Annotated in this window: 8 protein-coding genes; 4 read left to right on the forward strand and 4 right to left on the reverse strand. The window is 69.4% G+C overall.

The genetic code is table 11. The features are described 5' to 3' along the window. Positions 1–129: 129 nt before the first annotated feature. The 4 genes from ACWESM_RS14115 to pruA form a co-directional block, all read right to left on the reverse strand. Positions 130–1,539 carry an amidase gene (locus tag ACWESM_RS14115; RefSeq protein WP_397279910.1) on the reverse strand — a complete coding sequence of 470 codons (1,410 nt, stop codon included), beginning with the start codon at positions 1,537–1,539 and terminating at the stop codon, positions 130–132. 117 nt (positions 1,540–1,656) lie between these two features. Beyond that, a complete protein-coding gene (locus ACWESM_RS14120) occupies positions 1,657–3,102 on the reverse strand; it encodes an amino acid permease (RefSeq protein WP_355076466.1) in 1,446 nt (481 codons plus the stop codon). Positions 3,103–3,265: 163 nt separating this feature from the next. Further along, positions 3,266–4,222: a proline dehydrogenase family protein gene (locus tag ACWESM_RS14125; RefSeq protein WP_364433635.1), complete on the reverse strand. Its 957-nt coding sequence runs from the start codon at positions 4,220–4,222 to the stop codon at positions 3,266–3,268. Continuing rightward, complete coding sequence (gene pruA / locus ACWESM_RS14130; RefSeq protein ID WP_364433659.1) at positions 4,222–5,859, reverse strand: L-glutamate gamma-semialdehyde dehydrogenase; 1,638 nt, start codon at positions 5,857–5,859, stop codon at positions 4,222–4,224. Before pruA ends, ACWESM_RS14125 begins: the two co-directional genes overlap by 1 nt. Positions 5,860–5,984: 125 nt before the next feature. Between pruA and ACWESM_RS14135 the strand changes: the two genes are divergently transcribed. The 4 genes from ACWESM_RS14135 to ACWESM_RS14150 all read left to right on the forward strand — a co-directional run bounded on the left by ACWESM_RS14135 (position 5,985) and on the right by ACWESM_RS14150 (position 12,437). Beyond that, on the forward strand, positions 5,985–7,232 hold the full coding sequence (locus ACWESM_RS14135) for a PucR family transcriptional regulator (protein WP_452492028.1): 1,248 nt from the start codon (positions 5,985–5,987) through the stop codon (positions 7,230–7,232). 250 nt (positions 7,233–7,482) lie between these two features. Then, positions 7,483–9,480 carry a serine/threonine-protein kinase gene (locus ACWESM_RS14140; protein ID WP_452492030.1) on the forward strand — a complete coding sequence of 666 codons (1,998 nt, stop codon included), beginning with the start codon at positions 7,483–7,485 and terminating at the stop codon, positions 9,478–9,480. 244 nt (positions 9,481–9,724) lie between these two features. After that, positions 9,725–10,657, forward strand: a complete 933-nt coding sequence (locus tag ACWESM_RS14145; RefSeq protein ID WP_452492032.1) for a LysR family transcriptional regulator — start codon at positions 9,725–9,727, stop codon at positions 10,655–10,657. Between the two features lie 97 nt (positions 10,658–10,754). Next, positions 10,755–12,437, forward strand: a complete 1,683-nt coding sequence (locus ACWESM_RS14150) for an AMP-dependent synthetase/ligase (protein ID WP_452492033.1) — start codon at positions 10,755–10,757, stop codon at positions 12,435–12,437. Positions 12,438–12,515 lie beyond the last annotated feature (78 nt).

Genomic DNA, 12,515 nt, shown 5'->3' on the forward strand with positions numbered 1-12,515 from the left:
GACAGGTGGCTCCGCTCACCGACCGGGGTGGTGCGGCGGATGTCACGTTCGGACAGGACCGCGCATTCGGGCGCGCCGACGCCGCTGCCGGGAACGGTGGGCCTTCCGGCTCTGGCGACGCCGTGCAGGCTAGCGGTGCGAAAGGGCGACCGGGCGGGGATGCGGGCGTGCCTGCTCGAGTTGCGCGGCGACCGGAAGAATCGTCGTCTCGCCGTTCGTGGGGCCCACCAGCTGCACCGACAGCGGAAGCCCGTCGTCGCCTACGCCCGCGGGCAGCGAGGCGGCGGGGTGACCGGTGACGTTCCACAGCTCGGTGTAGGCGACCATCGGAATCGAGGCGAGCTGGGCTCGTACCGTGTTCGCCCCGTCGAGCACGCCGAGCCGCGGCGGGCGGATCGCGATGGTGGGAGTCAGCAGCAGATCACATTCGGTGAAGACGCGGTCCATCTTGCGCGTCAACGCCTCACCGCGCCGGATCGCCCATTCGACGACCGGCCTGCGTGCCCAGGCGCCGACTGCCATCGTCTGCTTGGTGCGGCGTTCGAGCAGTTCCGGATGATCGATCTCGGCCAGTTCCGCGCGCACGCCGCCGAAGAACTGCGGGAAGAACGCGTGCATGGATTCGGGATAGTGCGGGTCGACCTCGGCCACCGTGTGGCCCAGTTCGGTGAGCAATTTCGCGGTGTCGCGGACGGCGCGCACATACTGCGGATCGAGTTTCACCATCAGGGCGTGCGGTTTGGTGCTGTAGCCGATGCGCAACGGACGGGCCGGTTCGCGCGCCGCCGCCTCGAACGAGGTCGGCGGTTCCGGAGCCCGGAATCGGTCGGTGGGGGTGCTGCCGCGGATGACGTCGTAGACGACGGCGGAGTCCAGCACGCCGCGGGTCAGCGGCCCGGCGGCACCCAACGCCCACCACAGGTGCTTGTTCGGGGACATCGGCACACGCCCGCGTTGCGGCTTGAGACCGAATAATCCGCAGCATGCCGCCGGGATCCGGATCGACCCGCCGCCATCGCCTGCGAGTGCGACGGGCACCAGCCCGGCCGCCACCGCGGCGGCCGACCCGCCGCTCGATCCGCCTGGAGAGCGGCTCGGGTCCCACGGATTGCGGGTGACGCCGAACGTGCTGGACTCGGTGAACGGCCACTGCCCGAATTCCGGCATCGCGGTCTTGCCGACGATGATCGCCCCGGCCGCGCGCAGCCTGCGCACGGCTTCGGCGTCCGCCACGGCGGGCGTGGCATTCGCCCTGGTGCCGAAGGTGGTCACCACACCGGCGACATCGAACTCGTCTTTCACCGCGACCGGCACCCCGTGCAACGGGCCGACCGGCTCGCCCGCCGCGCGCTCGCGATCCCGCTCGACGGCCGCCGCCTTGGCCTCATCCCGCAGGACATGGGTGAACGCGCCGAGATCCGCCGCGGCATCGATTTCGTCGAGCGTCGCCTCGACCAGTTGCTCCGCCGAAAGAGCGCCCTGGGCCAGTAACTCGCGCTGTTCGAGCACACCCGCCGACACGGCCTCGCGCAGGTCCATCCGCCACCGCTCCTTCCGAGCCGCGCGACGTCGCGGCTGTCGCCGATGCCGACGTTTTCGACCGTAAGCAGTCGAGCGACCTTTCCGCAATGGTGTACCCGCCGACGGCCCGCGTGGTCAGGAAGTCGCCGGGCCTTCCGCCGCGGCGGGCCGGGGCCGCTCGAGCCTGGAATGGGTGCGCGAGTAGGTGAAGTAGACGATCAGGCCGACGACCAGCCAGATCACGAAACGCGCCCAGGTCTCCCACGGCAGCGACCAGATCAGATACACCGAGAACCCGATGCCGATCAGCGGCACGACCGGCATGAACGGCAGGCGGAACTCGCGCGGCTCGTCGGGGCGGGTGCGCCGCAGCACGATCACGGCTACGGACACCACGATGAACGCCATCAGGATGCCGATATTGGTCAGTTCGGCCACCACGGTGATGTCCAGCAGACCGGCCATCAGCGCGGCTCCGATGCCGACGATCCAGGTCACTCTGGTGGGCACCTTCCGGACCGGATGGGTCTTGGCGAACCATTCCGGCAGCAGGCCGTCGCGGCTCATGGCGAACCACACGCGGGTGACGCCGAGCATGAAGGTGAGCACCACGGTGACGATGCCGATGATGGCGCCGATCGCGATGATGTTCGCGACGCCCGGCTGCCCGACCGATTCGAACGCGGTGGAGAACCCGCTGGTCGGGCTGATCTCGGTGTACTTCTGCATGCCGGTGAGCACCAGGGTTGCCAGGACGTAGAGGACCATGGCGATGGCCAGTGAATAGATGATCGCCTTCGGCAGATGCTTCTTGCCCTCGGTGGACTCCTCGGCGGCGGTGCTCATCGCGTCGTAGCCGAACACGGCGAAGAAGACGGTGGCCGCGCCCGTCCACACCGCGCCCGTGCCGAACGGGAAGTAGGGGGTGTAGTTCGAGCTGTCGATGTGGAACACGCCGAGCGCGATGATCAGCACGACGAGGGCCACCTTGATGCCGACGGCGACGGTCTCGAACCGGCCGACGCTGCGGATGCCGCGCGAGAGCAGCCAGGCCGTACCGAGGCAGAACAGCATGGCGAACACGTCGACGACGTGGCCGTCACCCGTTCCCGCCGCGCCCAGCATCCAATCCGGCACTGCGATGTCGACCTGTTCCAGCAGGAATTTGAAGTAGCCGGAGACGCCGATGGCCACCACCGCCGCGACCGCGACGTACTCCAGCAGCAGATCCCAGCCGATGAACCAGCCCGCGATCTCGCCGAGCGACACGTATCCGTAGGTGTAGGCGGACCCGGCCTTGGGCACCATCCCGGCGAACTCGGCGTAACACAGCGCGGCGGCGGCGCTGGCCACACCCGCGATGAGGAACGAGATCAACACCGAAGGCCCGGTGACCGAGTGCGCCACCGCGCCCGCCAAGGTGAAGATGCCCGCGCCGATGATGCCGCCGACACCGATCGCGGTGAGCTGCCACAGGCCGAGCGACCGCGACAACTGCTCGTCGGCCGCGGCGGCTTCGTCGTCGACCTCGCCGAGCGGCTTTCGGCGCGTCATCTGGGCGCGTAGGTGAGCGAGGACCATGCTGTTCCTTAAAGCTGTGTTCGTTTTCTCCAGCGCCGACGGCACGTACTCGGTCGAAACCGTGTGGTCCGCCAGTATGGTCGCGTGGCGCCGCAAGTGGCGGCGAAAAGCGTGCCAGTGCTGGTGACTCGGTTCAGTGGGCTTCGTCCGTCCGTGCTCCCGCTCAGCGGTCGCGGAAGGAGCGCAAAAAGAACGCGATGTTGGCGGGGCGCTCGGCCAGCCTGCGCATGAAGTAGCCGTACCACTGGTCTCCGTAGGGCACGTAGACGCGCAGTGTGTGGCCCACTCCGGCCAGGCGCCGCTGTTCGGTGTCGCGGATGCCGTGCAACATCTGGAACTCGAAATCGCCTGATTTCCGGCCGCTTTCCCGCACGTGGCGCAGCGCGGCATCGATCAGCGCCGGGTCGTGCGTGGCGATCATCGGATAGCCCTTGCCTTCCATCAGAACCCGCAGGCACCGGAGATAGGACTCGTCCACGGCGGAACGGCTCTGATAGGCCACCGACGCGGGTTCGCGATAGGCGCCCTTGCACAAGCGGATCCGCGATCCCGGGCCCGCGAAGGTGCGGCAGTCCTCCTCGGTGCGTTTGAGATAGGCCTGCAAGACCGTGCCGAGCCATGGGAAGTCCAAACGCAGCTCGCGCACGATCGCCAGCGTCGCGTCGGTAGTGGTGTGGTCTTCGGCGTCGACGGTCACCCAGACCCCGGCGGACTTCGCCGCCGTGCAGATCTCGTAGGCGTGCTCCCGGGCGATCGCGTATCCGTTCTGCGGGAGCGACTGGCCCAGCGCGGAAAGCTTGAGCGATACCTCCAGCTGCGGCACCGGAGCATCGTTCACGGCCCGCAGTTCCGCCAGCGCCGACAGCAGCCGCAGGTAGTGCACGACGGTGCCGCGGGCGCTGTCGAGATCGGTGGTGTCCTCGCCGAGGTAGTCGATGGTGACCGAGCGGCCGGAGCCGAGCAGCGCCGAGGTCGCGGCGACCGCGTCGCCCTCGGTCTCGCCCGCGATGAAACGGTCGACCACCTTCTTGGTGGCCGGGATGCGGGTGATCGCGCGCTCCACGCGCGGGGAGCGGGAGGCCGCCAGCACGGCGGGCCGCAGCAGTCCGGAGAAGGCCATCACAACTCCTGGTGCGGGTAGCGGTGGTCGGTCGCGGGGACGAAGGTTTCCTTGATCGTGCGAGCGGAGGTCCAGCGCAGCAGGTTCTGTGCCGAGCCTGCCTTGTCGTTGGTGCCCGACGCGCGCGACCCGCCGAACGGCTGCTGGCCGACGACCGCGCCGGTGGGTTTGTCGTTGATGTAGAAGTTGCCTGCCGCGAAGCGCAACCGGTCGGCGGCCGTGGCGATCGCCGTGCGATCCCGGGCGATGACCGAGCCGGTCAGGCCGTAGGGCGAACCACGGTCGATCAGGTCGAGCACGGACTCGAACGAGCCACCGACCGAATCGTCGTACACGTGCACGGCCAGGATCGGGCCGAAGTACTCGGTGCGGAACGCCTCGTCGGCCGGGTCGTCGCCGAGCAGGACGGTCGGCTCGACGAAATAGCCGATGCTGTCGTCGGCGTGGCCGCCCGCGGCGATGGTCAGGCTCGGGGTCGCCTTGGCGCGCGCGAGGGCTTCGGTGTTCTTGTCGAAAGCCCGCCGATCGATGAGGGCGCCGCCGAAGTGACCGAAATCGGTGACGTCGCCGTAGCTGAGCCCGGCCACCCGGTCGATGAACTCGCGGCCCATCCGGTCCCACACCGATCGTGGCAGGAAAGCGCGCGAGGCGGCCGAGCACTTCTGGCCCTGGTAGTCGAACGCGCCGCGGATCAGGGCCGTACTCAGTACGTCCGGATCGGCGGAGCTGTGCGCGACGACGAAGTCTTTGCCGCCGGTCTCGCCGACCAGGCGCGGGTAGGAGTCGTAGCGGTCGAGATGCGCCGCGACGGTGCGCCAGAGGTGGCGGAAGGTCGCGGTGGATCCGGTGAAGTGGATGCCGGCGAGCCGGTGGTCGGCCAGTGCCACCTCCGACACTTCGGGGCCCGCGCCGTGCACCATGTTGATCACGCCTGGCGGCAGCCCCGCCGCCTCGAGCAGCTTCATCGTCCAGTACGCCGCCACCGATTGGGTGAGAGCCGGTTTCCACACCACGGTGTTGCCCATCAGCGCGGGTGCGGTGGGCAGGTTGCCCGCGATGGCGGAGAAGTTGAACGGCGTGATCGCGTAGACGAATCCCTCGAGCGGCCGGTAGTCCATCCGATTCCACACTCCGGGCGCCGAGATCGGCTGATCCGCCAGGATCCGTTGAGCGAAGTGCACATTGAAACGCCAGAAGTCCACCAGCTCGCAGGGGGTGTCGATCTCGGCCTGGTAGGCCGTCTTCGACTGGCCCAGCATCGTTGCGGCGGCGATGGTTTCGCGCCACGGCCCGGCCAGCAGGTCCGCGGCGCGCAGGAAGATCGCGGCGCGCTCGGCGAACGGCAGCGCACGCCACCCCGGTGCCGCGGCGGCGGCCGCCGCGATGGCGTCGCGAACCTCGCCGGGCCCGGCCGTGGTGAGCGTGCCGAGCACGGCGGCGTGCCGGTGCGGCTGCGTCACCGTGACGCGTTCGCCCGAGCCGTGCCGATGCACACCGCCGATGACGTGGGTGACCTCCGTCGGGGTCGCGGCCAGATCGGCCAGCTTCGTCCGCAGGCGCTCGCGTTCCGCCGTGCCCGGCGCGAAGCTGCCCACCGGCTCGTTGACCGGCGGGGGCGGGGACACGACGGCGTCCATGGAACCTCCAGTTGTCAGATGAATTTTTGGTACTGGGAAGTCAACACCGGAAAACTGTCCGGACAATGAGCCTATTGGACAAAGATGAGGCAAATGCGTTGTCGAGTTGGCCGAAGGACGGGAACGTGGGCGGGGATGGTGAGGAAGTCGCCGCGGACATCGACCTGTTCGCGCTGGCGCAGATGATCGCGGACCACGCGGGCGGGATGGTGTCGATCGAGGACCCGCGGTCGCATGTGCTCGCGTACTCGGCGTCCGACGAGACCGCCGACGAGTTGCGTGTGCGATCGATCCTCGGCCGGGAAGGACCGCCGGAGTACCTGAGCCTGCTGCGGCAGTGGGGCGTGCTCGATCGGCTGCGCGACACAGACGAGATCGTCGACGTGCCCGCCCACGACGAGTTGAACATCAAGCGCAGGCTGGCGATCGGGATACGCCGACCCGCCGACGCGCGGGCACGCGCTCCGCGCGTGCTCGGCGCGATCTGGCTGCAGCAGGGGGATCGGCCGTTCCACCCGGACGCGGCGGAGATCCTGCGCGGCGCGGCGGCCGTCGCGGGACGCCTGATCTCCCGGAGCCTGGACGCGCCCACCACCGAGGCGCTGCTGATCCGCCGGCTGTTCGGCGCGGGTGCGGCGGTCGACGCCGCGGCAGTGGCGAACGCGCTGCATCTGCCGTCGACCGGTCCGGCCGCGGTGATCGGCTTCGCGCTCGCGTCGGGCGAGCACGCGTCCGGCGCCGACCGGGCCGCGCTGGGTGGCGTACTCCGGTTGCGTGCCAGTTCCTTTCGCGGTGACTCGGTGACCACCGCGATCGGTGACCGCGTCTACGTGCTGCTGCCGGGCTACCGATCCGAGCAGGCGGTGACGGCCTGGACACGTCAGTTGATCGAGCACTTCGACGCGAAGGGGTCGCTGTCGCTGCGGGCCGCGATCGCTTGCCCGGTGCCCGATCTCGGCCGGGTGGCCGACGCGCGCGCCGAGGTCGATCGGGTCCTCGACCGCACCGCCGCGTCGCCCGCGAGCCGGGTGACCACCCTCGCCGAGGCGCGCACCGCGGTGCTGCTCGGCGAGGTGCTCGATCTGGTGGCAGCGCGGGCGGAACTGCGCGATCCGCGGCTCGGCGCACTGTTCGACTACGACCGCAAGCATTCCGCGAACCTGCGCGACAGCGTCGAGACCTATCTGCGCGAACACGGCGACGTGCGCGACGCCGCCGCGGCACTGTGCGTGCATCCGAACACGCTGCGCTACCGGCTGCGCCGGGTCGAGGACATCCTCGGCATGAATCTCGACGACCCCGCCGACCGCCTGCTGCTGGAGATCCAGCTCGCCCTGCACCGCCGCCCGCGTAAGCCAGAGGCATCCGGTTGACGACGGCTGCCGGTGGCGACCACCGCGACGGGTTCGCGTCGTCGCGATGATCGCCACGACCGTGGCGGCAACCGGCATCGGTTCGCGGCATTGGAGGCCCCACCGCGCTGGGACCTGCGCTGATGGCTTCCGGCCGCTGACCGGCCCGCTGTGCGATACGTCCGCCGAAGGGGTTCGCCGGGCTCTACAGTTGAGCGCGGGAAGCCGGGGCACGACCCCGGAAGTCCGGGTCCCCGTCACGGAGGACGAGATGACGACGCGACGTCAGACGCTCGAGGTGGGGTCGCGATTCGGGCCGTATCGCCTGGATCGCCTGATCGGTCGTGGCGGCATGGGGGAAGTGTTCGAGGCCTATGACACTGTCAAGGATCGCGTCATCGCGCTGAAGGTGTTGCCGGAGCGGTTGCACGACGACCCGGTGTTCCGGGAACGATTCCGGCGCGAATCGCACGTCGCGGCGCGGCTGCAGGAACCGCACATCATCCCGATCCACGACTACGGCGAGATCGACGGCCGGCTCTACATCGACATGCGCTTGGTCGGCGGCGACAGCTTGCGCGCGCTGTTGAAAGCGCAGGGGCCGCTGGAGCCGGAGCGGGCGGTCGCGATCATCCGGCAGATCGCCGCCGCGCTGGACGCCGCGCACGCCGACGGCCTGGTGCACCGCGACGTCAAACCGGACAACATCCTGCTCACCCCCGACGGCTTCGCCTATCTCGTGGACTTCGGGATCGCGCAGTCGGCGACCGGGGAAAGTCTCACCGGCACCGGCTCGGCGATCGGGTCGTTCCACTACATGGCGCCCGAGCGGTTCCACTCTCGCACGGTCACCCCCGCCGCCGATATCTATGCCCTGACCTGCGTGCTGTACGAGTGCCTGACCGGTTCGCGGCCGTACCCCCGCGACACCGAAGCGCAGATCATCTCCGCGCACCTGTTCGAGCCGCCGCCGCAGCCGCACTCGCACCGTCCCGGCCTGCCCCTCCGGCTGGACGACGTCGTCGCGCGCGGCATGGCCAAAGATCCGCAGGCGCGGTACGGCACCGCGGGTGATCTGGGGGCGGCGGCGCAGGCGGCGGTCGTGGTGGGCCCGGCTACGGGCCCGTCGGAGTCGCTGGAGACCGCGGACGCGCCTGCCGGTGCGGGTAGTCCGGAGGACCGGTCGGGGGCGGCGGGCCGCGGTCACCGCCCGAGGCGGCCACACCGCCGTCGGTTGTTGCGTGTGCTCGCCCTGCTGGGCGTCGTGCTGCTCGCCGCCACGCTCGGCTTCCTGGGCTGGGAGCTGGTCCGGCCTACCTCCGGCACCGCCGTGCCCGACGCGAGCGCGCCGAACGGCGCGGACGTCGAACTGCTCTCGCTGGTCGGCCCCTCCGGCTACAAACGCGCGAATTGTGTGCACGAGACTCCCGACGCTCCCACGGTCGCCGTCGTGTTCTGCGCCGCGAATCCGGCGGCGAGCGACCCCGTGGCGCGATTCCTGCGGTTTCGCACCGTCGACCAACTGCGCGGCTACACGTCGTCGTTGCTGACCGCGCTGCACGGACACAACTGCCCGGGAGATCCGCCGGGGCCGGACGGGCCGATGCTGCGCGACGGCGTGGAAGTCGGCCGCAAGTCGTGTTTCGAGAGCAAGATGGACGATCCCGCCGCGCCGCGGCCCGCGCTGCTGCTCACGGACGAGCGGGCTTCGGCGGCCGCGGTGTACATCTGGAACCCCGACGAGCAGCCGTACCGCGACTATGCCGCCGTGCGTAACCGCCTCGGGTTCCGCACCTCCGACGTCGCCCGCGATCCCGACTATTTCACGCAGGCCGATCATGCGGTGCTGAACCATCTGGCCGGTGATTTCGGGCCGGCCAACTGCCGCCACGCCGACCCGCCGCCCGGTCCGGTGGCCGCGGCGCTGGCCTGCGGGACGAAGGCCGGATTTCCGGCCGCGGAGTTCTTCGGCCTCTCGAACCCGGAGTCCGCGACGGCACTGTACGAGGCCGACCGCGCGCAGCTCTCCGGCCATGTCTGCGGTCGCGGCGACCAAGGTGACGATGTCTGGCGACAGGACGGCAAAGTCCTCGGCCGTTATTTCTGCTATCCGAACACCGACGCGGCGCTCGGCCCGAGCTGTCTGCTGGTGATCCATCAGAAGTACGCGGTCATCGGGAATTTCTGCACGCTGCGCGCCGATCACCCGGAACCGGGGCCGAAGAGCGAAGCCGACCTGACGGCGTGGTTCCACCAGTATTTCGGCTAGTGCCCCGGCCCGCGCCGCGGTGGCAGCGCGGTTGCCCCACACCGGGTTTCCGTCTTTCGAGTTGCCCCCCGGCGGGGTTTCGGGGAAGCTGGATGGTCACGGGCGCGAGTAGCACACCCTCTCCTCCCTTCGGCGGCAGTTCACCGATCGGCTACGGTTTCGGTGTCGTTCGTCCGATCTCGGTTCATCCTCGGTTACTTGGTGGCGCTACCGTTTCCGGTACGCGGAAAAAGGAGCCGGCGGCATGGAGTTCCGACATCTGGTTTCGTTCATCACGATTGCCGAAGAGCTGCATTTCGGCCGCGCAGCGCAGCGCTTGCATCTCACGCAGCCCAGTCTCAGTGCCCAGCTACAGAAGCTGGAGAAATCGCTCGGCGTGCAACTGGTCGCACGCAACTCGCACGAGGTCAAACTGACCCCGGCGGGCCGGGAGTTCGAGAGTCAGGCCCGGCTCATCGTGGCGCAGATGGACCGCGCGGCCCAGGCCGCGAAGGCGACCGCCGAAGGGCGGGCGGGCACCCTCAACATCGGGTACAACCTTCCGGCCAGCAGACACGTGCTGCCGGAGGCGCTCACCAGGATGACGGAGCGACATCCCGACATCGTGGTGTCGCTGTGGGAGAAGCGCACGGGCCCGCAGTTGGTGGCGCTCTCCGACGGGTCGCTGGACCTCGCCCTCGTGTACGGCCATCCCAGTACGACCGACTTCCGGTACCGGCGGCTGCTGCACCGGGTGCCACTGGTCGCCGTGGTCGGGCGCAGGCATCGGTGGGCCGACCGGCCCGGCGTTCCCTTCGCCGAACTGGAGGGCCAGGAATGTGTGCTCTTCGCCAGGGAACAGTGTCCGGCCATGTACGACTCGATCTTCCGGGCGGCGGCGGATTCCAGGATCTCCCTCGCCGTGGCGCAGACCGCCGACGACCCGGGTGCGACGGCGCACATGGTCTCGGTGCGCCCGCTGGTGGGGTTCGCCTCGCTGCCGCGGGCGATTTCGATGGGCATGGGCGGCCCTGGAACGGCTTCGGTCGCGGTGAAACTGTTCGATCCGGTGCCGACGCTCGATTTGTACGCGGTGTGGCGTGCGGACGAGCCGAATCCGGCGGTCGGCTTTTTCCTGGATTGCATCGATTCTCCGGAACCGGCGCAAATCGATATTGCCCGTGCGGTATCGGCCTGACCACGTCGATAGGTGATGACATTCGCGCGGTAGGAACCGCGATGTCGGCGGCGCGGTAATTCCGTGCCGCCGACCAGAATTCGACATTGTGAACACAGTGTCTGTCATCGCAGTGTCGGTCGGTGAGAATGGTTTCGATCTGCCGGACTCGGCGAGTTTGTACTCGGTGATTTCCGGCGCGGCTGCCGAGCACCCGGACCGGCTTTCGCTGTGCGACGCCGACGGAACGCGGCTCACCAGCGCCGAGGTGGACCGCAGGGCCCGTGCCCTGGCCTCGGCTCTGGCCGAGCGCGGCGTCGCGGCGGGTGATCGGGTCGCGGTGCTCGGCCGCACGAATCTGTCCTGGGTGCTGCTGGATTGCGCGCTGCTGGCCCTGGGCGCGGTGGTGGTGCCGGTCTACCCCACCTCGTCACCGAGCCAGATCGAGCACATCCTGAGCGACAGCGGAAGCGCGTATTTCGCCGCCGAGAGCGCCGAGGACGCCGAGCGGCTGCGCGCGGCCGGCGCGGGTGAGGTCTGGGCCTTCGAGCAGATCGCGGACTGGGCCACCGGCGCGGTCGATCCGGGGCTGGCCGCGCGCATCGCCGCGGTCCGGCCGGACGACCTGGCGATGATCGTCTACACCAGCGGCACCACCGGCGTGTCGAAGGGCTGCCTGATCACCCATCGCAACATGTTCGTGTCCTCGTCGAACACCGTGCGCCGCACCGGTGCCATGTTCGACGGGACCACCGTGCTGGCCCTGCCGCTGTCGCACGTCTTCGGCCAGACCATCCTGTTCGCCTGCCTGTTCGGCGGCAGCCGCACGCATCTGCTGCCCGGCATTCCGGAGCTGGTGCCCACGTTGCCCGCCGTGCGGCCGACCTTCCTCGCGATGATTCCCTACGGCTTGGAGAAGATTCGGAAGTATTGCCGCAGCCTGCTCACCGAAACCGAGGAGCGGGAGGCGGTGGAGCGCGGGCTCGACCTGATGCGGGCGCGAGCCACGCCGGAGCCGTCCACGCACCCGGTGGCGGCAGCGCTCGGCGGTGGGCTGCGCTACGTCATCTCCGGCGGCGCCTCGCTGGACGATTCGACGGTCGGGTTCTACGCGGCCTTCGGCGTGGAGCTGCTCAACTGCTACGGCCTCACCGAAGCCGCCACCGCCGTGACGGTGAGCGCCCCCGGGACCAACCGGCTCGGCACGGTCGGCAGGCCGATTCCGGGGACCTCGGTGGCCATCGCCGCGGACGACGGCGAGGTGCTGGTCGGCGGACCGCACGTGTCGCCGGGGTACTGGGGCGCGGCGGCGAGCCAGTCGCCGGTGGACCCGGAGGGCTGGCTGCACACCGGCGACCTCGGCGAAATCGACGACGACGGATTCCTGCGGATCACCGGGCGTAAGAAGGAGATCCTGGTGACCTCCGGCGGCAAGAACGTGGCGCCCACGCCGCTGGAAGACCGGATCCGGCTGCATCCGCTGGTGTCCAACTGCATGGTGCTCGGCGACGGCCGCGATTTCGTGACCGCCCTGGTGACTCTGGATCAGGCGCAGGTGCGGCGCTGGCGCGCCACCGAGCCGGACGGCGATCTCACCGCCTCCGTGCAATCGGCGGTCGACGACGCGAATTCGCTCGTCTCGCGCGCGGAATCGATTCGGGCATTTCGAATCGTGGACGGAGATTTCACCGTCGAGGACGGATTGTCGACTTCGTCACGAAAACTGCGCCGCGCCGCGATCGCCGAAGTCTACGCGGCGGATATCGAACTGCTGTATTCCGCGCCGCGGCCCGCACGATAGCCGCGGCCGATCGGCCGATGAATCAGGGCCCGGCGCGGTGGTCGAGCGCCAGGCACGGCCACAGACTCGAATCGGAAT

Source organism: Nocardia sp. NPDC003999 (assembly GCF_053604885.1).

Coding starts and splice junctions, on each gene's coding strand:
- ACWESM_RS14115 (WP_397279910.1), bottom strand. CDS start 1,539: ATGGACCTGCGCGAGGCCGTGTCGGCGGGTGTGCTCGAACAGCGCGAG.
- ACWESM_RS14120 (WP_355076466.1), bottom strand. CDS start 3,102: ATGGTCCTCGCTCACCTACGCGCCCAGATGACGCGCCGAAAGCCGCTC.
- ACWESM_RS14125 (WP_364433635.1), bottom strand. CDS start 4,222: ATGGCCTTCTCCGGACTGCTGCGGCCCGCCGTGCTGGCGGCCTCCCGC.
- pruA (WP_364433659.1), bottom strand. CDS start 5,859: ATGGACGCCGTCGTGTCCCCGCCCCCGCCGGTCAACGAGCCGGTGGGC.
- ACWESM_RS14140 (WP_452492030.1), top strand. CDS start 7,483: ATGACGACGCGACGTCAGACGCTCGAGGTGGGGTCGCGATTCGGGCCG.
- ACWESM_RS14145 (WP_452492032.1), top strand. CDS start 9,725: ATGGAGTTCCGACATCTGGTTTCGTTCATCACGATTGCCGAAGAGCTG.